Source organism: Streptomyces kebangsaanensis, assembly GCF_001906585.1.
Lineage (GTDB): Bacteria > Actinomycetota > Actinomycetes > Streptomycetales > Streptomycetaceae > Streptomyces > Streptomyces kebangsaanensis.
The window spans coordinates 20,510-43,392 of sequence record NZ_JUJA01000159.1 but is presented as its reverse complement, the minus strand read 5'-3'; the positions used below and the strand labels follow the sequence as shown (position 1 = coordinate 43,392).

General features: G+C 73.5%; 17 protein-coding genes and 2 pseudogenes. 15 read left to right on the top strand and 4 right to left on the bottom strand.

Features of this window, described 5'->3' with window-relative positions; all coding sequences use genetic code 11:
* Nucleotides 1-261, top strand: a pseudogene (locus tag RH94_RS45010) (carboxylate--amine ligase); the annotation flags it as partial.
* Nucleotide 262: 1 nt separating this feature from the next.
* On the opposite strand, the gene RH94_RS29820 reads toward RH94_RS45010, so the two are convergent.
* Nucleotides 263-496, bottom strand: coding sequence for a DUF6480 family protein (locus RH94_RS29820; RefSeq protein WP_073951466.1), 234 nt, complete (start codon nt 494-496; stop codon nt 263-265).
* Nucleotides 497-648: 152 nt separating this feature from the next.
* Here RH94_RS29820 and RH94_RS29815 point away from each other — a divergent pair, with 152 nt between their 5' ends.
* The 3 genes from RH94_RS29815 (at nt 649) to RH94_RS29805 (ending at nt 4,054) form a co-directional block, all read left to right on the top strand.
* Nucleotides 649-2,556, top strand: a complete 1,908-nt coding sequence (locus RH94_RS29815) for an AMP-dependent synthetase/ligase (protein ID WP_073951465.1) — start codon at nt 649-651, stop codon at nt 2,554-2,556.
* 589 nt (nt 2,557-3,145) lie between these two features.
* Nucleotides 3,146-3,469 carry a hypothetical protein gene (locus RH94_RS29810; protein WP_073951464.1) on the top strand — a complete coding sequence of 108 codons (324 nt, stop codon included), beginning with the start codon at nt 3,146-3,148 and terminating at the stop codon, nt 3,467-3,469.
* 150 nt (nt 3,470-3,619) lie between these two features.
* Nucleotides 3,620-4,054: an ATP-binding protein gene (locus RH94_RS29805; RefSeq protein WP_073951463.1), complete on the top strand. Its 435-nt coding sequence runs from the start codon at nt 3,620-3,622 to the stop codon at nt 4,052-4,054.
* A 25-nt stretch (nt 4,055-4,079) separates the two neighbouring features.
* Here RH94_RS29805 and RH94_RS29800 read toward each other — a convergent pair whose 3' ends face one another.
* Nucleotides 4,080-4,451: a hypothetical protein gene (locus RH94_RS29800; RefSeq protein ID WP_073951462.1), complete on the bottom strand. Its 372-nt coding sequence runs from the start codon at nt 4,449-4,451 to the stop codon at nt 4,080-4,082.
* A 287-nt stretch (nt 4,452-4,738) separates the two neighbouring features.
* On the opposite strand from RH94_RS29800, the gene RH94_RS29795 reads away from it, so the two are divergent.
* From RH94_RS29795 to RH94_RS29745, 11 genes and pseudogenes are all read left to right on the top strand, one after another.
* Nucleotides 4,739-9,019, top strand: a complete 4,281-nt coding sequence (locus tag RH94_RS29795; RefSeq protein ID WP_073951461.1) for a HAMP domain-containing protein — start codon at nt 4,739-4,741, stop codon at nt 9,017-9,019.
* A 37-nt stretch (nt 9,020-9,056) separates the two neighbouring features.
* A complete protein-coding gene (locus RH94_RS29790; protein ID WP_073951460.1) occupies nt 9,057-11,453 on the top strand; it encodes a SpoIIE family protein phosphatase in 2,397 nt (798 codons plus the stop codon).
* Between the two features lie 236 nt (nt 11,454-11,689).
* Nucleotides 11,690-12,573 (top strand): annotated as a pseudogene (locus tag RH94_RS29785) (SDR family oxidoreductase).
* Between the two features lie 165 nt (nt 12,574-12,738).
* Entirely contained in the window at nt 12,739-13,140 is a 402-nt protein-coding gene (locus RH94_RS29780; protein WP_073951459.1) for an STAS domain-containing protein, read from the top strand.
* Between the two features lie 317 nt (nt 13,141-13,457).
* Nucleotides 13,458-14,357, top strand: coding sequence for an STAS domain-containing protein (locus RH94_RS29775; RefSeq protein ID WP_073951458.1), 900 nt, complete (start codon nt 13,458-13,460; stop codon nt 14,355-14,357).
* Complete coding sequence (locus RH94_RS29770; RefSeq protein WP_073951457.1) at nt 14,354-14,773, top strand: STAS domain-containing protein; 420 nt, start codon at nt 14,354-14,356, stop codon at nt 14,771-14,773. The genes RH94_RS29775 and RH94_RS29770 overlap by 4 nt, the downstream gene beginning before the upstream one ends.
* Complete coding sequence (locus tag RH94_RS29765; RefSeq protein WP_073951456.1) at nt 14,773-15,213, top strand: anti-sigma regulatory factor; 441 nt, start codon at nt 14,773-14,775, stop codon at nt 15,211-15,213. The genes RH94_RS29770 and RH94_RS29765 overlap by 1 nt, the downstream gene beginning before the upstream one ends.
* Nucleotides 15,213-16,280 carry an ATP-binding SpoIIE family protein phosphatase gene (locus RH94_RS29760; RefSeq protein WP_073951455.1) on the top strand — a complete coding sequence of 356 codons (1,068 nt, stop codon included), beginning with the start codon at nt 15,213-15,215 and terminating at the stop codon, nt 16,278-16,280. Before RH94_RS29765 ends, RH94_RS29760 begins: the two co-directional genes overlap by 1 nt.
* Nucleotides 16,277-18,061, top strand: a complete 1,785-nt coding sequence (locus tag RH94_RS29755; protein WP_073951454.1) for a PP2C family protein-serine/threonine phosphatase — start codon at nt 16,277-16,279, stop codon at nt 18,059-18,061. The genes RH94_RS29760 and RH94_RS29755 overlap by 4 nt, the downstream gene beginning before the upstream one ends.
* A gap of 187 nt (nt 18,062-18,248) precedes the next feature.
* Nucleotides 18,249-19,622 carry an NAD(P)/FAD-dependent oxidoreductase gene (locus RH94_RS29750; RefSeq protein WP_073951453.1) on the top strand — a complete coding sequence of 458 codons (1,374 nt, stop codon included), beginning with the start codon at nt 18,249-18,251 and terminating at the stop codon, nt 19,620-19,622.
* Nucleotides 19,623-19,766: 144 nt separating this feature from the next.
* A complete protein-coding gene (locus RH94_RS29745) occupies nt 19,767-22,031 on the top strand; it encodes an FUSC family protein (RefSeq protein ID WP_073951452.1) in 2,265 nt (754 codons plus the stop codon).
* A 63-nt stretch (nt 22,032-22,094) separates the two neighbouring features.
* On the opposite strand, the gene RH94_RS29740 is transcribed toward RH94_RS29745, so the two are convergent.
* Nucleotides 22,095-22,526 (bottom strand): hypothetical protein, encoded by a 432-nt coding sequence (locus RH94_RS29740; protein ID WP_073951451.1) that lies wholly within the window; start codon nt 22,524-22,526, stop codon nt 22,095-22,097.
* Between the two features lie 28 nt (nt 22,527-22,554).
* A partial coding sequence (locus RH94_RS45005) for a DUF1206 domain-containing protein (protein ID WP_234426135.1) occupies nt 22,555-22,883 on the bottom strand: 329 nt, incomplete at its 5' end.

The following is a 22,883-nucleotide window of genomic DNA, read 5'->3' as shown; positions in this document are numbered from 1 at the left end:
CAGGCCGCCCGGGCGGGCCTGGCGCGGGAACTGCTCCACCCGGTGACCCTGCGGCCGCTGCCCGCCCGGTCGGTGGTACGGGCTCTGCTGGACCATGTCTCCGACGCCCTCGCCTCCACCGGTGACCTGGACCGGGCGCGCGAGGCCGTGGACGGGGTGCTGCGCGGCGGAGGCGGCGCCCGGGTGCAGCGCGAGCTGATGGAGCGGACCGGCAGCCTGCGGAAGGTCGTCACGGAGTGCGTGCGCCACACCCAGGGGTGAGTCAGAGGATCAGACCCAGGGCGTACGTCAGGAATCCGATGGCGACCACCAGGACGAGGACGAGGATGAGGATGAGCGGGGCCTTCGCCCAGCCCCTGGACGTGCTGTCCGGCTGCCGGGGCCCCGCCTCGGGCATGCTGCTCTCGGCGGGCGGGGTCTCGCCGGGCGGCACACCGCCCCCGGGCTCCAGTCCGGGGGTCCGCTCGGGTTCTGGATCGGGATTGACGTAACTCATGTGTGCCGAGTCCCCCGAACGGGACGAGATCAACAAAACGGTGCCGCTTCCCGGTTCCGTGGCCCTGACGCGTTGACCTGGGCTACATTCGACCCGCGTCGACAACGGTACTCATCGGCGGGGTCACCCTCCGTAAAACCCAGGAGCAGCGCATGCCCGACTTCGCCCTCGCTCCGTCCGCGGTCGCCTCACCGGCCGGTGGGCTCGCCGACAGCGTCTTCGAGACCGCGCGGACACGTCCCGCGCTGCCGGTGCTCGCGCGCCGTACGGACCCCTCCTCCCCGGTGTGGGAGGAGGTGACCGCCGCGGAGCTGCGCGACGAGGTGCGCGACCTGGCCAGGGGCCTGGTCGCCGCCGGGATCTCGCCGGGGCACCGCGTGGCCGTCATGGCCCGCACCCGGTACGAGTGGACGGTCCTCGCGTACGCGCTGTGGGCGGTCGGCGCCGAGGTCGTCCCGATCTATCCGAGCTCCTCGCGCGACCAGGTCGAGTGGATCCTGCGGGACGCCGAGTGCGTGGCCGTCGTCGTCGAGGACGAGCAGGGCGTGATGACGGTCGGCTCGGTGTGCGCGGGGCTGCCCCGGCTGCAGCACGTGTGGCAGCTGGACGCCGGGGCGCTGGAGCAGCTGGTGCAACGGGGGGCCGTGATACCCCCGACCACCGTCGACTCGCTGCGCCGGATCGTGCTCCCGGACGCGACCGCCGCGATCGCCTACACCTCCGGCACCTCGGGCCGCGCCATGGGCTGTGCGCTGAGCCACCGTGCGCTGGCGAGCCCCTGCGACACGCTGCTGGCCGGCTGGGGTCACACCGCGGCGCCGCCCGGCGAGCAGGCGTCGGTGCTCGCCTTCCTGCCGTTCTCGCACGTGTACGGGCTGATGATCCAGGGCCTGTGCATCCGCGGCGGCATCCTGATGGGGCACGAGCCCGAGTTCGGCGAGGAGGCGCTGGCGTCGGCACTGCGGACGTTCCGGCCGACGTACTTCTACGCCGTGCCGTCCGTCTTCGAGAAGATCTACAAGAATTTCCTGCGCACGTCCCAGCAGACGGGCCGCGGCGCGCTGTTCGAGCGGGCCGCCGACACGGCGCGGGACTTCGCCGCGGCGCAGGAGCGGCAGCGGCTGGGCCGGGGCTCGGGTCCCGGGCTCGACCTGCGGCTGCAACACGCCCTGTACGAACGGACCGTGTACCGCAGGCTGCGGGCCGCGCTGGGCGGCAGAGTGGTCCGGGCCACCTCCGGCGGCTCCCCGCTCAACCGTGAGCTCTCCCTGTTCTACGAGGGCATCGGCATCCACGTGCACGACGGGTACGGGCTGACGGAGACCGCCGGCGGGATCACCATGCAGCCGCTGGGCCGGGAGAGGTCGGGGACCGTCGGCAAGGCCCTGCCGGGCACGACGATCGAGACCGCGGACGACGGGGAGATCCTGGTGCGGGGGCCGTCGGTGTTCCAGGGGTACGTGGGCGACGAGGCCGCGACCCGGGCCGCGCTGCACGGCGGCTGGCTGGCCACCGGTGACATCGGGCACCTGGACTCCGAGGGCTATCTGACGATCACCGGGCGCAAGAAGGACATCATCATCACCAGCGGCGGCAAGAGCGTGGCTCCGGCTCCGCTGGAGCAGCGCCTGCGGATGCATCCGCTGGTCCACCAGGCGGTGGTCGTGGGCGACAACCGGCCGTGCGTGGGGGCGCTGATCACGCTGGACCCGGACTTCCTGGCGCACTGGCGGGCGGCGCAGGCCCTGCAGGGCGACGCGCAGGGACGTGAGGCGCGCGAGGAGAACGCGCTGCGGGAGGAGATCGGGCGGGCGGTCGCCGCGGCCAACAGCACCGTCTCGCGCTCGGAGTCCATCCGGGTCTTCCGGGTGCTGCCGGAGCCCTTCGACGTGGCCGGCGGGCTGCTCACGCCGTCCATGAAGCTGCGCCGGGACGCCATAGTGGCGTACTACGCGTCCGAGATCGACGCCATGTACGCGGCGCGTGCGCGCGCTCCGCGGCGGCCGGCGGCGAACGACCCGACGGCCGACTGGGACGACTCCGACAGCGTCTTCCGCTGAACGCGGGCAACCCGTCCCGCTCTCAAGGAAGTTGGGCGCGGGCCCCGGACAGCGCCACCCGGCCGCCATCACACCGCGCCGGGGCCCCCGCGCCCCTTCCGGGCCCCACCCGGGCCGTCCCCGGACACCACCCCCGGCGTCCCTGCCGACAACCGACCACGACACACCCTGGACGATCCCCGGCCGGACACCCGGACCGCACAACCGCCCCGACCGCCACCGCACCGCACCGGAGCGCCCCGCGACCCTTCCGGGCCCGGCCCGGGACGGCCCCGGGCATCATCGGCCCGCTGTTCCTCGCGACCCTGCCGGCGGACGGCCACGGCGTGCCCTGGACGATCCCCCGGCCGGACACCCGGACCGCACAACCGCCCCGACCGCCACCGCACCGCACCGCACCGGAGCGCCCCGCAGCCCTTCCGGGCCCGGCCCCGGCGCCCCGGCGCCCCGGCGCTCCTGCCGGCGGACGGCCACGGCGTGTCGTGGACGGTCTCGGCCGAGCACCCGGACCGCGCGGGTTTAGATCCGCCGGTTCGTCGCAGGCGGAGGAATGAACCCGTGTCGCCGATCCGCGCGAAGGAGCTCCGCCATGACGCACCACCTCCGCCGCCAACTCCTCTGGATCCTGCTGGCCGTCGTCGTGGGCGCGGTGGACGCGTGGAGCATCGCCGGCCGCCTGCGCGAGCCCGCCGCCGTCCTGACCGTGGCGTTCCTGCTGCTGCTCACCGCGGCGACCCGCGCGGGCCGCTCCCACCGCCGCCTCCTCGCCGCCCGTGCGGTACGGATGCCGGGGAACAGCTCCCCCACGGCCCGCGCGTGGCAGGACCTCTACGACGCCTGCTGCCTCCCCTCCTGGGAATCCCACGGCACGATCCACGACCCCCGTATGTGCGCCCGCGGGGCAGCCGCCTGACGCCCGTGCGGTACCGGAACCCTTTCCGGAGTCGGGGCGTCCCTTGCGGGTGGATGCGCACGCGTAGGCTCTGCGCGCACGGGAACAAGACAGTGGGACGGAAGGGAAGGAAAGGACGACGCCCTGCTCACGCCGGGCCGGGAAGGCGAGATGGCAACCGAGCCGCATTGGGACGACGCACTGGCTACCGAGGGGATTCCGAGTCGCACCGCCCGCTTCACGGGCGAGCTGCACCATGTGACGGGTGCGCGCCTCGCCGCGGAGGAGTTCCTCGACGACCTCGCACGGGCCTCGCTGCCGGCGGCACCGGAGCACTGGGACGACATCCTGCTGGTCGTCACGGAACTCGCGGCGAACGCGGTGCAGTACGCGCCGGGCCCCTTCGAACTGCGGATGCGCCGGACCTTCGACGGGGTGCACGTCACGCTGAGCGACACCAGCACCACGCCGCCGGCCCCGCGCCCGTTCCATCCCAGCCGCGGCGGCGGCGGTATCGGCTGGCACCTGGTGCACACCCTGTGCGACCAGGTCAGCGTGGTCGTCCACGACCGCGGCAAGGACGTGCACGTCTTCCTGCCCTGGTGACGGCGGGACGGTGTCCCGCCCGCCGTCAGGCCGTGCTCGGCTCGCGGGGCGGAAGCCGGTGGTAGTAGTCCCCCACCCGCGTCAGATAGTCCCGCTCCCTCGTCTCGCTGTCGGTCCTGAAGCGCGGCGCCGCCTTGATCTCGCCCCTGGAGCAGGCCACCGATACGCGCCGCTCCTCCGGGTCGATGCCGGTCACCACGCCCGCCGGCACCAGCACGCTCCGGCCGAACACCCACACTCCGGTGTCCACGACCAGATGCCGCATCCCGAAGGGGTCGGCCTCCCTGTCCACATGGCCGATCGTGCCGTCGGCGGCGACGACGGTGAAGCCGGTCAGGTCCAGCCCCTCGGCAGGACCGACCCGCGGCGAATACGACCAGATGATGTCGATGGTCACACTGCTCCTTCCACTCCGTCGGCTCTCACAGCAGCAACTACCCTGCCGGGACGGCCGCATTCGGCGCGGCGGCGGCTCCCGCCGGAGGGAGCCGGGGGGAGAACGAGGTCATGGGCACAGGTTTTTGTCCGGTGCCGCCCGGGTGGGTTACCCTGCCACGTATTTTGTCATCGCGCAGGTCCGTGACATGCGGAAACACCGACACGACGTCCGGGTCCGCCACGGACCGGCGAGGCTGACGAGTCCTCACCGCCGAGGACTCCCTGGGGAGCGGGACGAGGGTGCGCATGACCAGCGACAGGACCGAGGCCGTCGACGCCGTTCCGGGCGACCAGGAGCTGAGGCAGCTCCTGGCGGGTCTGACGGCCGTGCGGGACGGAGACTTCGGCACACGTCTGCCCGAGGACGCCGACGGACTCATGGGCGACATCGCGACCGTGTTCAACGGCATGGTCGACCAGCTGTCCGTGTTCACCTCGGAGGTCACCCGGGTGGCCCGGGAGGTCGGCACCGAGGGGACGCTCGGCGGGCAGGCGGAGGTGCCCGGGGTGTCCGGGACCTGGGCCGATCTGACCGACTCGGTCAACGCCATGGCGGGCAACCTGACCACTCAGGTCCGTGACATCGCCCAGGTGGCGACGGCGGTGGCCAAGGGCGACCTGTCGCAGAAGATCGACGTGCCGGCGCGCGGCGAGATCCTGCAGCTGAAGGAGACCGTCAACACGATGGTCGACCAGCTCTCCGCGTTCGCCGACGAGGTCACCCGCGTCGCCCGCGAGGTCGGCACCGAAGGACGCCTCGGCGGCCAGGCGAAGGTGCCCGGGGTCGCCGGCGTGTGGCGGGACCTCACCGACTCGGTGAACTTCATGGCGGGCAACCTGACCAACCAGGTCCGCAACGTCGCCCAGGTGACGACCGCGGTCGCCAAGGGCGACCTCTCCCAGAAGATCACCGTGGACGCCCGCGGCGAGATCCTGGAGCTGAAGAACACCATCAACACGATGGTCGACCAGCTCTCCGCGTTCGCCGACGAGGTCACCCGCGTCGCCCGCGAGGTCGGCACCGAAGGACGCCTCGGCGGCCAGGCCGACGTCAAGGGCGTCAAGGGCACCTGGCGGGATCTGACCGACTCGGTGAACTCCATGGCGGGCAACCTGACCGACCAGGTCCGCAACGTCGCCCAGGTGGCGACCGCGGTCGCCAAGGGCGACCTCTCCCAGAAGATCACCGTGGACGCCCGCGGCGAGATCCTGGAGCTGAAGAACACCATGAACACGATGGTCGACCAGCTCTCCGCCTTCGCCGACGAGGTCACCCGCGTCGCCCGCGAGGTCGGCACCGAAGGACGCCTCGGCGGCCAGGCCGACGTCAAGGGCGTGTCGGGCACCTGGAAGGACCTCACCGACAACGTCAACGTGATGGCGTCGAACCTGACCGGTCAGGTCCGCTCCATCGCGCAGGTCGCCACCGCCGTGGCCCGCGGCGACCTGTCCCGCAAGATCACGGTCGAGGCCAAGGGCGAGGTCGCCGCCCTCGCCGACGTGATCAACACGATGGTCGACACGCTGTCCGCGTTCGCCGACGAGGTCACCCGCGTCGCCCGCGAGGTCGGCACCGAGGGACGCCTCGGCGGCCAGGCCGACGTCAAGGGCGTGTCGGGCACCTGGAAGGACCTCACCGACAACGTCAACTCGATGGCGAACAACCTCACCGGCCAGGTGCGCAACATCGCGCTGGTGACGACCGCGGTGGCCCGCGGCGACCTGTCGAAGAAGATCGACGTCGACGCGCGCGGGGAGATCCTGGAGCTGAAGACGACCATCAACACGATGGTCGACCAGCTCTCCTCGTTCGCCGACGAGGTCACCCGCGTCGCCCGCGAGGTCGGCACCGAGGGACGCCTCGGCGGCCAGGCCGAGGTGGAGGGCGTGTCGGGCACCTGGAAGCGGCTGACGAAGAACGTCAACGAGCTGGCCGGCAACCTCACCCGCCAGGTGCGGGCGATCGCCGAGGTGGCCAGCGCCGTGGCCGAGGGCGACCTGACCCGGTCGATCACCGTGGAGGCCTCCGGCGAGGTCGCCGAACTCAAGGACAACATCAACTCCATGGTGGAGTCCCTGCGCGAGACCACCCGGGCCAACCAGGAGCAGGACTGGCTCAAGACCAACCTGGCGCGGATCACCGGACTGATGCAGGGCCACCGCGACCTGCCCGTCGTGGCCGAGCTGATCATGGAGGAGCTCACTCCCCTGGTGTCGGCCCAGTACGGCGCCTTCTACCTCGCCGAGGAGAGCGAGCGCGGAGCGGAGCTGCGGCTCGTCGGCTCCTACGGCCGTCCCGACGACGACACCCGTCCCACCCGCTTCTCCTTCGGCCGCTCCCTGGTCGGCCAGGCCGCGCGCAGCCGCCGTACCATCACGGTCGACGAGCTGCCCCGGGGCTACGTCACCATCTCCTCCGGTCTCGGCGAGGCCGTGCCGGCCGCGCTGGTCCTGCTGCCGATCCTGTTCGAGGACCAGGTCCTCGGGGTGATCGAGCTGGCGGCGGTCACCCCGTTCAAGCCGGTCCACCGGGACTTCCTGGAGCAGTTGCGGGAGGCCATCGGGGTCAACGTCAACACGATCGTGGCCAACGCCCGGACCGACGAGCTGCTGGACGAGTCGCAGCGGCTGACGGCCGAACTCCAGGCCCGATCCGCCGAGTTGCAGGCCCAGCAGGAGGAGCTGCAGCACTCCAACGCCGAACTGGAGGAGAAGGCCTCGCTGCTGGCGGCGCAGAACCGCGACATCGAGGCCAAGAACCTGCAGATCGAACAGGCCCGGCAGGAGCTCGAGACCCGCGCCCAGCAGTTGTCGCTGGCCTCGAAGTACAAGTCGGAGTTCCTGGCGAACATGAGCCACGAGCTGCGCACTCCGCTGAACAGCCTGCTCATCCTCGCCCAGCTGCTCGCCCAGAACCCCTCGCGCAACCTCACCCCCAAGCAGGTGGAGTACGCGGGCATCATCCACTCCGCGGGCAGCGATCTGCTGCAGCTGATCAACGACATCCTCGACCTGTCGAAGGTCGAGGCCGGCAAGATGGACGTCACCCCCGAACGGGTGTCGCTGCGCCGGCTCATCGAGTACGTCGAGGCCACCTTCCGGCCGATGACGACCCAGAAGGGCCTGGAGTTCGAGGTGAGCACCGCGGCGGGCGCGCCCGCCGACCTGCTCACCGACGAGTCCCGGCTGCGTCAGATCCTGCGCAACCTGCTGTCCAACGCGGTGAAGTTCACCGAGCAGGGCGGTGTCGAGCTGCGCATCGAGCCCGCGGCGGACGACGAGGTGCCCCAGGGCGTCGTCCGGGGCGGCGCCGTCGTGGCGTTCCGGGTCAGGGACACCGGCATCGGCATCCCGGAGCAGCACCTGGAGTCGATCTTCGGCGCCTTCCAGCAGGCGGACGGCACCACCAGCCGCAAGTACGGCGGGACCGGCCTCGGCCTGTCCATCACGCGGGAGATCGCCCATCTGCTCGGCGGCGGTGTCGCCGTGGACAGCGCGCCCGGCCGGGGCAGCACCTTCACGCTCTTCCTGCCCGTGGCCCGGCCCGACTTCGAGCAGCTGCTCGGCACCGGCCACCCCCCGCAGAAGGAGCCGGCCGAGCTCGTCTCCGCGGCCACGGCCACCCTGGTCGCCGCGCCGCAGTCCGCGGGCCCGGCGGCCGGGCGGCGCCGGCGCCGGCTGCTGGTCGTGGAGGAGCGGGCGCGCGGGCTGCTGACCCTGGTCGCCGAGAGCGTGGTCACGGACCTGGCCCGGCACAGCCCGGACGACGGCGGCCGGCTGCCCGCGGTGGACGTCATCACCGCCGTGGGGGCGCAGGAGGCGGCGGGCGCGCTGGCCGCCGAACCGTGCCACTGCGTGATCCTCGACCTGGACATGCCCGAGGGCGAGGCGTCCCGGTTCCTGCGGGCGCTCCAGGGCGACTCGGGGCTGACCGGGGTACCGGTGCTCGTGCACAGCGGTCACCGCCCGGACGTGGCCCGGGCGGAGGCGCTGCGCTCGCACGCGGACGACGGCTCCCTGGAGTTCCTGTCCAGCCTGGACGAGCTGCGCGAACGCATCGCCCTGCACCTGTCGGCGGAGGAGCCCGGGGACGTGCTGTCCCTGGTCCGGCCGGAGGATCCGCAGGACCTCGCGCCGCCCGTCGACGACACCTTCCGGGGCCGTACCGTCCTCGTCGTCGACGACGACGCGCGCAACCTGTTCGCGCTCAGCGGGATCCTGGAGATGTACGGCTTCCGGGTGCTGCACGCGGAGAACGGGCGCAAAGGCATCGAGACGCTGCTCGCCCATCCCGACATCGCCCTGGTGCTGATGGACGTGATGATGCCGGAGATGGACGGGTACACGGCCACGGCGGAGATCCGCAAGCTGCCGCGGTACGCCGGGCTGCCCATCATCGCCGTCACCGCGAAGGCGATGCCGGGAGACCGGGAGAAGTCCCTGGCCTCGGGCGCGAGCGACTACGTCACCAAGCCCGTCGACACCCATGACCTGATCGCCTGCGTCCGGCGCTGGCTGAGCGCGTGAGCACGCCGTCGTCGTCCAGCCGAGGAGCTTTCGCATCGTGAGCACGACCGAGCAGCCGCGTGAGCCCGCCGCCGGGCCGCGCCCGGAGCAGCCGGACCTGGCGGGCGTCTCCCCGACCTCTCCCGTCGGCAGACTGGCCGCGACGGTGGAGCGGCTGCGCCACGAGGTCCGCACGGCGCAGGCGGAGGCCGAGGGCCGGGCCCTGATCGAGCTCGCCAAGGGCATCCTGGTCGAGCGCCTGGGCTGCGGTCCGGCGCAGGCCGCCCGGCAGCTGGCGGAGCTGACCGAGCAGTCCAAGGTGACGCCGCTGGAGTTCGCGGTGGAGGTCATCAACCAGGCCGCCCGCGACCGGGTGGCCGAGGTCACCGACGCCTTCCTGGCCGCCGCGGCGGGAGCCTCCGAGCGCGACTCGGCCGTGCGGCTGCGCGCCGCGGAGAGCGGGGCGCTGGCCGCGGACGACACCCAGGCCGTCGCCGACTCCCTGCTGCAGCACGCGCTGCGCCCGCTCGGCGCGGTGGCGGTGGCGGTCTGGGCGGCGGACGCCGACGGCTCGCTCACCCTGGCCGGCAGTGCCGGTTTCTCCCCGGCCGAGGCCACCCGCTGGCGGTACGTGCCGCCGGAGGTGGCCACGGTGGCCCGCCGGGGGCTCACCGAGCGCACGGGCCAGTGGTTCGTCTCGCTCGCCGAGACCGGCCTGCCCACCATCGGCCGGCACGTGCACCCGGACGGTGGCCGGGTGGCGGTGCCCGCCGGCACCGGGGGCCGTATCCACGGCGTGCTGGAGATCGCCTGGCCGGGGCCGCTCGCCCCGCAGCCGCCGCAGGTCGTGCGCCAGGTGGAGGCCCTGGCCGAACTGTGCGCGCACACCCTGGAGACGTACACGCCGTGCCAGGGCCCGGGCCAGGAGCCGCGGGTGCTGCCGGACGCGGCCGAACTGATGGACCTGGCCGACGGGCTGCACGACCCGGCGCTGGTGCTCGTGCCGTGCGTCGACGACTCGGGGCAGCTGGTGGACTTCCGCATCCAGCACGTCAACAGCCGCTTCCTCGACCCGGCCGGCCGGCCGCGCGCGGTGATCAGCGGGGCGATGCTCCTCGAGGCCTATCCGATGTCCGCCGGGAAGAGCGAGCTGTTCCAGCGGGTGGAGCGGGTGTACGCCACCGGTGAGCCGTTCCGGACGCGCCGCATGCAGCTGACCGCGCTGGTGGACCAGGTGTCGCTGTCGGCGGTCGCGGACATCAGCATCAGCCGGCACGGCAACAGCGTGCTGCTGATCTGGCGCATCGAGGACGAGACGGCCCGGCTGGCCAGCCTGCTCCAGCACGCGCAGCGGCTGGGCCGGATCGGCGGGTTCGAGGAGAACCTGCTGACGGGTGAGATCACCTGGAACGACGAGCTGTTCCACCTCTACGGCCGCACCCCGGCGAGCAGCCCGGTGCCGCTGGAGGAGCTGCCGGCCCACGCGCACCCGGACGACGCCGTGGCCATCGGCCGGTTCCTGCGCACCCTGCTGAACCACCGCCGGCCTGCCTCGGCCGCCTTCCGGCTGCAGCGGCCCGACGGGGTGACCCGGCACATCCGGGTGGTCGCCGAGCCGGTGCTGGACGCCGACGGCCGCCTGTTCGTCGTCCGCGGGGCCTACCAGGACATCTCCGCCCAGCACTGGACGGAGGTGGCGCTCGCCGCCACCCGGGACCAGCTGGCCCACACCGAGCAGCAGGCGACCGAACGCAACCGGCTGACCCTGCAGCTGCAGCACGCCATCATGCCGCCGGCCCAGGCGCCGCTGCGGGTGCCGGGCCTGGAGATCGCCGTGCGCTACCGGCCGGCGGAGACCGAGCAGCTGGTGGGCGGCGACTGGTACGACGCCGTGGTGCTGCCCTCCGGGCTGGTGCTGCTGTGCGTGGGCGACGTGGCCGGCCACGGCATCGAGGCCGCGACCAGCATGGTGGTGCTGCGCAACGCGCTGCGGGGGCTCGCCGTGACCGGGGCCGGGCCGGGCCAGCTGCTGTCGTGGCTGAACATCGTGGCGCACCACCTGACCGGTGCCGTCACCGCGACCGCGGTCTGCGCGCTGTACGACCCCGGGCGGCGCACGCTGCGCTGGGCACGGGCGGGCCATCTGCCGCCCGTGGTGGTCCGCGGCCGGGAGGCGGCACCGCTGCCGCTGGTCAAGGGGCTGCTGCTGGGTGCCGTACCGGAGGCCGTCTACGAGGAGGCCGAGGTGCAGTTCGCTCCGGAGGACACGCTGCTGATGTACACCGACGGTCTGATCGAGCGCCGGGACCGCTCCGTGGAGGAGTCGCTGACCCACCTGCTCACCACGGCCAGCAGCGCGCCCAAGACCCTCGACCAGCAGCTGGACCGCCTGCTGACCTACAGCAGGTCGGACACGGACGACGACACCTGCATCGTGGGCATCCGGGTCGGGTAGTCCCGTCCGGGGCCGGCGCCCCGGACCGTCCGGCGCCCGTCCGGCGAGGACCGGTCCGGCTCCGCGCAGGAGCCTCACCGGCCCGGTTCGGCACCGCCGGGCCGCCGTGGCCGGGCGCCGTCGCGGCGGAAAAATCACGGCACCCGGGCCGTCGGGTGTGTGCCGTGCGGGTCGGGGCACTTGGACGCGACGTACGCACGCCCGTCGTCCACGGGCGTACCCCACGGAGGTGCACCATGTCCGACGACCGTCGGCAGGACCCGACGACCCGGCATCCGCGGCCGGAGTTCCCGCAGCAGGAGCAGGAGCACCCCGGCTGGACCGGGCCGATGGACCCGCCGCGGACCACGGGGAGGAGTCGTACCGGGGCAGCGGTCTGCTCACCGACCGCAAGACCCTGCTGACCGGCGGCGACTCGGGCATCGGCCGGGCCGTGGCGATCGCCTTCGCCCGCGAGGGCGCCGACGTGGTGTTCACCCATCTGCCGGAGGAGGAGAAGGAGGCCCGGGAGACCGCACGGCTGGTCGAGGAGGCCGGACGCACGGCGGTGCCGGTCGCCTGCGACATCCGTGAGGAGCGGCGGTGCCGGGAGCTGGTGGACCATACGGTCGCGGAGTTCGGCCGCATCGACGTACTGGTCAACAACGCGGCGTACCAGATGTCCCAGCCGGACGGCATCGGCGCCATCTCCACCGAGCAGTTCGACCGGGTGGTGCGCACCAACCTGTACGGCATGTTCTGGCTGTGCAGGATGTCACTGCCGCACATGGGCGCCGGGGCCTCGATCATCAACACCACGTCCGTGCAGGCGTACAAGCCGAGTCCGCACCTGCTGGACTACGCCATGACCAAGGGCGGGATCGTCACGTTCACCCAGGGGCTGGCGCAGATGGTGGCGGCGGACGGGATCCGCGTCAACGCCGTCGCTCCGGGGCCGGTGTGGACGCCGCTGATCCCCGCGACGCTGCCGGACACCGAGGAGTTCGGCAAGCAGGCGCCGCTCGGGCGGCCCGCCCAGCCGGCCGAGATGGCTCCGGCGTACGTCTTCCTCGCCTCTCAGCGGGCGAGCTTCATCACGGCCGAGGTGCTCAACGCCACCGGGGGCACGCCGTTGCCGTAGGGAATCCGCCGGGCGCGCATGAGCCTCCGGTCCGAGGGTAGGCGCGGGGGCGCAGTGCGGTCACCACCGGCGGCGGTCGTGAGAGCTCGATCACGGAACCGGTGTGCATCGAAGTCGCCGACGGGGGTAACCAGCACACGCCGTCGGCTCTCGTTGGAGGTACTCGTGCCCATTGCCCAGAACCCGCTGTCCGTCGAGGTCACCCTGGTCCGGGAGGATGTCGCCCTCCTCACGGTCGGGGGCTACCTGGACGTCGACACCGCGACGGAGCTGCAGGCCCATCTGGCCAACCAGCTCCACCACGGCCGGCGGCACTTCCTTCTCGACCTGTCCGGCGTACCCTTCATGGACTCCTCCGGCATGAACATCATCCTGCGCGTGTACCAGGAGGTCCGCGACCGGCCGGGCAGCGTGCACATCATCGCCCCCACCCCGGCCGTGCGCCGGATCCTCGACCTCACGGGCGTCAGCATCACGGTTCCGGTCTCCAAGACCGCCGACGACGCGCTCGCCCTGGTGGACCAGCAGCCGGAGGGGCCGGAGGAGAACGCGGAGCGGCGGGACTGAGCGGGCCGGGCAGGAGCCGGGCCGTCGGGCGGCCCTCTTCGCCGCCGCGTGCCGGCTCACCGGGGCCGACGACATCGTGAACACATGTGTGACCGCCGGGTGTGCGCCCGGTGGCCGTGCCCTGCCCGACCGCCGCCGGCCGGGGCGCACACCCCTGCCCGGCCGCCGCGCGAGCACGGGCCCGGGGCCCTCGGACGCGGTGTCGTCCGAGGTGGGCCCGCGACTACAGTGGTCGCCCGGCAAGGGGTGTACCGCCGTTCCTCGGCCTGCGGCAGGCCAGGTTGGTGGTGGGGAACGCGATCGAGGAGTTGAACAGGGTGCCGGAACAGGAAGCGGTAGGACAGCAGGGCTCGCCGGCTCGGGAGGTCGGGGACTTCCTGCACCGCCGCCGGGAGCAGATCGCCCAGCGCTGGGCCGACGAGACCCTCTTCCGGACCGTGTTCACCGTCTCCCGGGACGAGGCGGTCGAGGCGGGCCGGGTCGTGGTCGACGCCCTGGCCCAGGTGGCCGTCTCGGGCCGGGCGGCCGACCCGGAGGCCGGCGGGTTCCTGGTGGTGCGCGAGCAGCTCTCCAGGATGGGGGCCGCACGCACCCGTACGGGCCTGACCCCCTCGCAGGTGTCCAACGACGTGGACGCCCTGCGTCCGCCGGTGCTCGACCTGCTGCTCGCCGACCTCCCGGACGCCCCGGCGGACCTGCTGCGGGAGAGCACGACCCTCCTGACCGTGCTGATGGGCACCCTGCGGCTGGTGGTCATGGAGACCGCGCTCAACGAGGGCCAGGCCCTCATCGACCGGCAGCGGCTGCAACTGCTGGAGGTCGCCACGCCCGTGATCAAGCTGTGGGACGGCATAGTGGCCGTGCCACTGATCGGGACGCTGGACAGCGCCCGCAGCCAGGTCGTGATGGAGGCCCTGCTGGAGGCGGTCGTCGACCAGCAGGCGCGCTTCGCGATCCTGGACATCACCGGGGTGCCGACGGTCGACTCGCTGGTGGCCCAGCACCTGATGAAGACGGTCGCCGCCGCCCGGCTGATGGGCGCGGAGTGCGTGGTCTCCGGCATCCGTCCGGCCATCGCGCAGACCATCGTCCACCTGGGTCTGGACCTGGGCACGGTGGTCACCCGCGCGACCCTCGCCGACGCCCTGGCCCACGCCCTGCGCAAGCTGGGCGTGGGCATCGTCACGCCGTCGGCCGGCGGAGTGGGTGAGCGGTGACCGACGGCTTCTCCCGGCCCGCTGCGGGACACGTGCCGGTGCTCCGGCTCGGTGACGTGCTCCTGGTCACTCTCCAGGGAGACCTGTACGACAGCACGGCCGAACAGCTCCTGCAGGACATCGGCGAGGCCATCGCCGGCGACCGGGCCACCGGCGTGGTGATCAACATCTCCGGCGTGGAGATCGTCGACTCCTTCCTCGGCCGGGTGCTGGCCGAGATCGCGGCCAAGGCGAGGCTGCTCGCCGCGCAGACCGTGGTGGCCGGGATGCGGCCCGCGGTGGCGATCACCATGGTGGAGCTGGGGCTGACGCTGCCCGGGCTGCGTACGGCGCTGACCACCGAGGACGCCCTGCGGCTGCTCGGCGCGACGGACCCGGTGCTCCGTCCCGGCGGCACACGTCCGGGGAGCCCGTGATGGACATCGCGGCGGGCGTTCAGGCCTGTTTGCCGATCCGCTCGGACATGGACCTGGTGTGGGTGCGCCAGCACGTGCGTCAGGCGGCCGCCCAGCTCGGCTTCGGCCTGGTGGACCAGACGAAGCTGGTCACCGCGGCCAGCGAGCTGGCCCGCAACACCCTGGTGCACGGCGGAGGCGGGCAGATGGAGACGGCGCACGTGGTCAGCGGGCGGGTGCACGGGCTGCGGCTGACCTTCCGCGACGAGGGGCCGGGCATCGCGGACCTGGAGCGGGCGCTGAGCGACGGCTACACCTCCGGCGACGGGCTGGGCATGGGCCTGGGCGGCGCCCGGCGCCTGGTGCACGACTTCGCCCTCGACAGCGCCCCCGGCGCCGGCACCACCGTCACCGTGACGTCCTGGGCCTCGCGGCCCCCGCGCCCGCGGGAGGTGATCTGATGCCGCGCGTGTGGGACGTGCCGGTGCACGACTCGACCCGGGTGCGCGACGCCCGGGTCGCGGCGGAGGGCGCGGCCGCGCTGGCCGGCCTGGACGGGCCGCGCACCGCTGCCGCCGCCCTGGTGGCGACCGAGCTCGCCACCAATCTGCTCAAGCACGCGGAGGGCGGCCAGGTCCTCATCGACGTCGTCCCGCCGCCCGCGCCGCGCGAAGGCGGGGAGCAGACGCCGGTGGTGCAGGTGACCGCGGTCGACCACGGGCCGGGCATCGCCGATGTCGCCGCCGCGCTGCGCGACGGCTTCTCCACGACCCGGTCGCTCGGTGCCGGCCTCGGCACCTGCCGGCGGGTCGCCGACGACTTCCACCTGCACAGCGCGCCCGGCCGGGGCACGGTGGCGCTGGCCCGGATAGGCGCCGCCGGCCGGCGTGCCGGGGCCGTGGTCCGGGAACCGGCGGCCCCCGCGCGGGCGGGCGGCGTCAACATCCCCTACGGGGGCGCGGACCACTCGGGCGACGCCTGGACGTGGGTGCGGGCCGGAAACCTGCTCACCCTGATGCTGGCCGACGGTCTGGGTCACGGCCTTCAGGCCGCCCACGCCTCCTCCGCCGCGGTCGAGACCCTGCGCGGCGCCGCCCACCTCACCCCGGCGGACCTGCTCCGCCGGCTCGACGAGGCGCTGCGCGGCACCCGGGGCGCGGCCGTCGCCCTCGCCCAGCTCGACCTGGGCACCGGGCGGCTGTGCTTCTCCGGCGTCGGCAACGTCGGGGCCCGGCTGCGCGAGGGCGGCACCTGGCGCCACCTGCTGTCCCGGCCGGGCATCGTCGGCGCGCACCGGCCCGCGAGGCTGCCCGAGACCCGGCTGGACTGGACCGCCGACAGCCTGCTGATCCTGCACAGCGACGGCCTGCCGAGCCGCTGGACCCCGCCGTCCGAGCCGGACGCGCACGCCGCCGACCCGGCGGTGACGGCCGCCGTGACCGTCCGGGGCGCCAGCAGCCCCGCCCGCCCGGTGCGGGACGACACCGCCGTGGCCGTACTGACCCCCGCCCCGGCAGGGCGCCCATGACGCGTACGTGGCAGGTCAGCACCGTCACCGACGCGGCGCGGGCCCGGATCGCCGTCGCCCGCCTGGCCACCGCCTGCGGTGTGCTCGCGCTCGACCGGGCCCGGCTGGCCACGGACCTCGGCGCCCGGCTGCGCCAGTGCCTGGCCAAGGGCGGCACCTGGCGGCTGGCCCTCCAGGTGCCGGCGCCCGGCGACGGCGAGGGGCTCCTGCAGCTGACGCTGACCCCGGACCGGGAGGCGAGCGCCGCCGGGGAACCGCCGTGGCGGACCTCCGTCGCCTGCCCCGAGACCGGGCAGGTGCCGGACGGCGGGCTGCCGGACGCCGACGTACCGGACGACCCGGCCGTCCTGGCCGAGGCGCTGCTGGGTGCCGACGAGGACACCGTGCTGACCCTGGAGAAGCTCGCCGAGCAGGAGGAACTGGTCGCCTTCCACCGGGAGGAACTGCACCAGACCAACCAGGGCGTCCTGGCGCTGCACGCCGAGCTGGACGCGGCCGGGCGGGCGCAGCGCAAGGCGTTCGCCGCCGAGCGCAAGGCGCGCACCGAGGCGGAGGACGCCCGGCGCAGACTGACGTTCCTGGCGGACGCCAGCGCCGCGCTGAACGCCTCGCTCAACCACGAGGAGATCGTGCGCCGGCTGCCGGACCTGCTGGTGCCCCGGTACGCCGCCGGCGTCGACGTATGGCTGTTCGACCAGGAGGACGACCGGCACGGGTCCGCGCCGCATCCGGCGGCCGCGGTGCTCGCGGCCCGCACCGGGCGCCCGCAGTACGCGGCGGACCACCCCGGCGGTCTGCCGGGCGTCGACGACCAGCCGCCGTCCGCGCTGAACCCGAAGCGGCCGCTGCTGTGCGTCCCGCTGCTCGCGCGGCGGGCGCCGCTGGGGGTGCTGACGCTGTCGCCGCCCGGGGAGCGCTGGGACCCGGACGACGCCGTGATGCTGATCGAGCTGACCCGCCGGGCCGGCATCGCCCTCGACAACGCGCGCCGCTTCGAGCACAACCGCGACATCGCCGAGACGCTGCAGCGCGCGCTGCTCACCGACCTGCCCGCCACCCCGGGCCTGGCCCTGGCGGCGCGCTACCTGCCGGCCACGCACGGGCTGAACATCGGCGGGGACTGGTACGACGCCTTCCGGCAGCCTGACGGCAGCCTGATCACCGTCATCGGCGACGTCACCGGGCACGGACTGCACGCGGCCGTGATGATGAGCCAGCTGCGCACCGCGCTGCGCGCCTACGCGGTCGACGGCGGCAGCCCCGGCCAGCTGCTGACCCGGCTGCACATGTTCCTGCACCACCTGCAGCCCGACCTGTACGCCACCGCGGTCATCGCCCGCTTCCGCCCCGGCGACCCCACGCTCACCTGGGCCGCGGCGGGACATCCGCCGCCCGTGCTGCGCCTGCCGGACGGCCGGGTGCGGATCCTGGACGCCAAGCCCGGCGCCATGCTCGGCATCCCACTGCGCCAGGAGATCGGCGACCACACCGTCCGACTGGCCCCCGGCTCGACGCTGGCGCTCTACACCGACGGCCTGGTGGAGCGGCGGGCCCAGGGCATCGACCCGGGCATCCAGCGGCTCGCGGCGGCCCTCGGCTCCTTCGGGTCCGAGGAGCTGGACACCGACCTGGAGGGCTCGGCCGACCGCATCCTGGACCCCCTGCTGAGCGACTCCGAACGCGACGACGACGTGTGCCTGCTGCTGTCGCACGTCGCCGGTACGGCCGGACCGCCCGCCGTACGGCTCCCGTCCGGGGCCGCCTCCCGTCCGCTTCCCTGATCCGCCGGGAGGGTTCCGGAGCACCTCGGCGCGCGATACCGCGCCCGATCTTGGGAACCCGTGGGGGACGGCCGTGCCGGACGGCGACCGGCGGCACGGCGGGACCGAAGGTGCGAACGCGGCGATCCAGGGCAGTCGCATGACGTCCGGGGCAGACCGCCCGGAACCGCCCGGAGCCGCAGAAGGGATGAACACCGTGACACGACCCAGGATCCTGGTGGTCGGCGCAGGTTTCGCCGGCGTGGAGTGCGTCCGCCGTCTGGAGCGCAGGCTCTCCCCCGGCGAAGCCCACATCACGCTGGTGACACCGTTCTCCTACCAGCTCTATCTGCCGCTGCTGCCCCAGGTCGCCTCGGGGGTGCTGACGCCCCAGTCGATCGCCCTCTCCCTGCGCCGCAGCACGAAGTACCGCACCCGGATCATTCCGGGCGGGGCCATCGGCGTGGACCTGAGGTCCAAGGTCTGCGTCATCCGCACCCTCACCGGCCGCGTCGTCGACGAGCCGTACGACTACATCGTGCTGGCCCCCGGCAGCGTCACCCGGACGTTCGACATCCCGGGCCTGACGGACCACGCCTTCGGCATGAAGACGCTCGCCGAGGCCGCCTACATCCGCGACCACGTCATCTCCCAGCTGGACCTGGCCGACGCCAGCGTCGATCCGGCGGAGCGCGCCTCGCGGCTGCAGTTCGTGGTGGTCGGCGGCGGGTACGCCGGCACCGAGACCGCCGCCTGCCTGCAGCGCCTGACGCACGCCGCCGTCCGGCGCTACCCCAGGCTGGACCCGTCGCTGATCAAGTGGCACCTGATCGACATCGCGCCCCGGCTGATGCCGGAGCTGGGCGAGAGGCTGGGCCGCAGCGCCCAGGAGGACCTGCGCCGCCGGGGCATCGAGATCTCCCTGGGGGTGTCCATCGCCAAGGCCGGTCCGGAGGAGGTCACCTTCACCGACGGCCGGGTGGTCCCCACCCGCACGCTGATCTGGACCGCGGGCGTGGTGGCGAGCCCGCTGATCGCCACTCTCGGCGCGGACACGGTCAAGGGGCGCCTCGCGGTGACCGCCGAGATGTGCCTGCCCGGCTACGACGGGGTGTTCGCGCTCGGCGACTCCGCGGCCGTGCCGGACCTGGCCAAGGGCGACGGAGCCGTCTGCCCGCCGACCGCGCAGCACGCCACGCGGCAGGGCAGGCGGGTCGCCGAGAACCTCATCGCGACCCTGCGCAACCAGCCCATGCGGCCGTACCAGCACAAGGACCTGGGCCTGGTCGTCGACCTCGGCGGCAAGGACGCGGTCGCCAGGCCGCTGGGCCTGGAGATGCACGGACTGCCCGCCCAGGCGGTGACCCGCGGTTACCACCTGGGGGCGATGCGCACCAATGTCGCCAAGGTCAGGGTCGGGACGAGCTGGCTGCTCAACGCGGTCGCCGGGGACGATTTCGTACGCACCGGATTCCAGGCCCGCAAGCCCGCCAAACTGAAGGACTTCGAGTACACCGACGCGTACATGACGCCCGACCAGGTGCGGGAGTACGTCGCGCGGGAGCACTCCGGACGGCTCTGACACCGCGCGGGACCCGTCCCGCCGGGGACGGCCGGGCCGTGCGGGAGCGGTCCGGCCGCCGCGTGCCGGACGGGCGGACGGGCGGACGGGCGGACGGGCGGACGGGCGGACGGGCGGACGGGCGGATCATGACGCAGGACGGGAGTGTACGGCGGCGTGGGAGCAGCACAGGTGCCGGTCTGGGTGAGGCTGCGGGATCGTGTCACGGCGTTCGATCCCGGCCTGCTGAGGCTGGCCGCGGGGTCGCGGACGGCGGGCGCGCTGGCGCTGACGCTGGCCGTGCTCGGCGTGCTGCGCGTGCCCGTGACGCACCTGGTGGCCGGGGCGCTCTCGTCGATGGTGGCCACCTTCGCCATCCGCGAGAAGCAGCGCCGGCGGCAGGCCGTCACGCTCGCCCTCGGTTTTCCGGTGGCGCTGGTCTCCCTGTCGCTGGGCGCGCTGCTCAACCCGTACGTCGTGGCCGGGGACGTCTTCTTCGTCGTCCTGATCTTCTGCGCCGTCTACAGCCGCCGGTTCGGCGACCGGGGCAACGCGCTGGGGCTGATCGGCTTCCAGGTCTACTTCATGTCGCTGTTCGTCGGTGCCACGGCGTCGGCGCTGCCCGGGCTGTACGGCGTCGTCGCGATCGCGTTCGCCTGCAGCGCGCTGGTGCGGTTCGTGATCGTGTACGAGACCCCGGCGGGCGTTCTGCAGCGGCTGCGCGAGGCGTTCCGGGTGCGTCTGGCCCAGCTGGCGGGCGCCCAGCTGGAGCTGCTGGACGCCGGCCCGGACGAGGTGGAGAAGGTCCTGGAGGCGGTGCGCGAGGGCACGGCCCGGCTGCACGAGACGGCCATGATGATCCAGTCCCGGCTCGAGGAGGGCACCTCCGACGAGGCCGTGGCCCGGCTGGTGCAGCGGCGGATCGCGGACGCCGAGCTCGCCGCCGAGCGGCTGGGACTGCTCGTGCTGAACGCCCGCAGCGCCGAACGGGCGGACACGCTCACCCTCCACCTGCCCGGCGCGCCCGTCCCCTCGGGCGTCCGCCTGCCGGTGCGGGGCGACGCGACCGAGACGCTGCGCCGCGACCTGCGGGCGCTGGCGATGCTCGTCCTGCGGCCCGTCGGGGAGGGCGGCGGGACCGCCATGTCCCATGTGCGCAACCGGCTCCTGGGCTACCTCGACGAGGAGAACCTCCCGCCCGCCCCGCCGGCCGTGCAGGACGTCTTCCGCGGCATCGGCGAGGCCGCCCGCGCGGTGCTGGGCCTGAGGACCGCGCTGGACGAGCCGCAGGACGAGTCCGACGACGCGCCCGCGACGGTCCGTTCCCGCGAGGAGCTGGACGCCGAGAACGCCGCCATCGCGGGTGCCGAGGAGGCCGAACGGGAGGGGCAGGCCCCGACCGGGCTGGAGCGGCCCACGACGCGCGCGGCCGTGCAGGTCTCGGTGGGTTCGGCGCTGGCCATCGCCGGCGGCGAGCTCCTCTCCAGCCAGCGCTGGTACTGGGCGGTGCTGACCTGCTGGATCGTCTTCATCAACACCTCCTCCACGGGCGAGATCCTGGTCAAGGGATACCGCCGTCTGGTGGGCACCGTGCTCGGCGTGGTGGCCGGCATCGTGCTGGCGGGGCTGGTCGGGCCGCACACGTGGCCGGCGCTGGGCCTCGTGCTGGTGTTCGTCTTCCTGATGTTCTACACGGCCCCGCTGTCATACACGCTGATGTCCTTCTTCGTCACCGCGGCGCTGGGGCTGCTGTACACGCTGCTGCACACGTACAGCGCGGCGGTGCTGGTGCTGCGGGTGCAGGAGACGGCGCTCGGGGCGGCCTGCGGGATCGTCGCGGCGGCGCTGGTGCTGCCGGTGCACACCGACCGCCGTACGGACGAACTGCTCGTCACGGTGCTGGAACGGCTGGCCGACGTCGCCCACGCCGCCGTCGAGCAGCTCAGCGGCGGGCCGGTGGCCGATCTGCTCGACCGGGCGCGCGATCTGGACAAGGCGCTGGGCGACCTGCGGGGGGCCGCCCAGCCGCTGACGCATCCGATCACGCCGATGCGGGCGCGGCGCAGCACCGTCCAGTACCTCGTGGCACTCCTGGAGACCTGTGCCTATCACGCCAGGTCGCTGGCGGCGACCGCCGAGCTGCTGCCCGCCCACCCGTCGATCGCCGCGGATCCCCGGCTGCGCCGGGCCTGTGCCCGGATCACCCGCAACATCGCGACGATCAGCGCCCACCTGACCGACGAGCACGCCACCGCCGAGGTCGAACGGGGCCCGAGCATCGCCTCCCTGCTGGGCTCGGAGGGGACACCCGGCGTCCCCCGGTACGGCCGCGTCACCGACCGGGTGCTGCGGCATCTGCAACGCCTGGACGAGGCGGTGGTGGGCCTGGCCCGCCCACTCGGCGTCCAGGTGTCGGAACCCGCGCGGTGACGCGTACCGCCGGGCCGGGCCGGAGCAGCGCGCCCTGGTGGGGCGGGCCGCGGAGCGGAGCGGTCAGAAGTCGGTGGGCATGTCGCTGGCTTCGGCGATTCCCCGCAGCTCCTCGGTCTCCCGGTGGCGGTCGCGGATGTAGTCGGCGATCTCGGTGAGGCGTATCGGGTCGGCGGCGGTCGCCGCGTCGGTGACCACCCGGACCGGGCCGGTCTCCTCGATGTCGAGGACGACCAGCTCGTTGTCCAGCCGGCCGGTGACCGCGGTGGCGATGACCAGGGCGGCCTCGTCGCGTATCTCCTGCGGCAGGCCCTGCGCGTGGGCGCCCTCCAGCGGGAAGTCCACGGAGGGCACGCCCTGTTCCTCGATCGCCCGGAGAACGGGATCGACGACGCCCAGCAACAGCTCGTAGTCCTCCTCGGGCATTCGGACGCGGAGCAGGTCGAGGTACACCTCCACGGCCCTGCCGTCGGGCGGAAGCTCGTCTTCGTTCATCCGCTCCGTGTTCCCCGCACGGGCGGGCTCAGACCCGGCGCCAGCGGGCCAGGGCGAAGGAGAACAGGCCGAAGAGCACGAAACCGGCCGCCACCAGTGCCAGCAGCCAGGGGCCGAACGGGGTGTCGGCGAAGGAGCGGAGGGTGTCGTCCAGCCCCTTGGTCCGCTCGGGCCGGTGCTCGACGGCGGCACGCACCACGAAGACCCCCGCCACGGCGAACACCAGGGCCCGGGCGACGCCTCCGCCGAGTCCGGTCACGTCCACCAGGTGCCGCGTCCTCGGCGACATCGCGCCCCGCTCGAGTTCGTCGTGGTAGCGGCGCCGCAGCGCCTGCACGCCGATCCACACCCCCGCCA

Bases quoted from the DNA above. Each gene is read 5' to 3' on its own strand.
- RH94_RS29820 (WP_073951466.1), bottom strand. From the start codon at position 496: ATGAGTTACGTCAATCCCGATCCAGAACCCGAGCGGACCCCCGGACTG.
- RH94_RS29815 (WP_073951465.1), top strand. From the start codon at position 649: ATGCCCGACTTCGCCCTCGCTCCGTCCGCGGTCGCCTCACCGGCCGGT.
- RH94_RS29810 (WP_073951464.1), top strand. From the start codon at position 3,146: ATGACGCACCACCTCCGCCGCCAACTCCTCTGGATCCTGCTGGCCGTC.
- RH94_RS29805 (WP_073951463.1), top strand. From the start codon at position 3,620: ATGGCAACCGAGCCGCATTGGGACGACGCACTGGCTACCGAGGGGATT.
- RH94_RS29795 (WP_073951461.1), top strand. From the start codon at position 4,739: ATGACCAGCGACAGGACCGAGGCCGTCGACGCCGTTCCGGGCGACCAG.
- RH94_RS29765 (WP_073951456.1), top strand. From the start codon at position 14,773: ATGGACATCGCGGCGGGCGTTCAGGCCTGTTTGCCGATCCGCTCGGAC.
- RH94_RS29760 (WP_073951455.1), top strand. From the start codon at position 15,213: ATGCCGCGCGTGTGGGACGTGCCGGTGCACGACTCGACCCGGGTGCGC.
- RH94_RS29755 (WP_073951454.1), top strand. From the start codon at position 16,277: ATGACGCGTACGTGGCAGGTCAGCACCGTCACCGACGCGGCGCGGGCC.
- RH94_RS29750 (WP_073951453.1), top strand. From the start codon at position 18,249: ATGAACACCGTGACACGACCCAGGATCCTGGTGGTCGGCGCAGGTTTC.
- RH94_RS29740 (WP_073951451.1), bottom strand. From the start codon at position 22,526: ATGAACGAAGACGAGCTTCCGCCCGACGGCAGGGCCGTGGAGGTGTAC.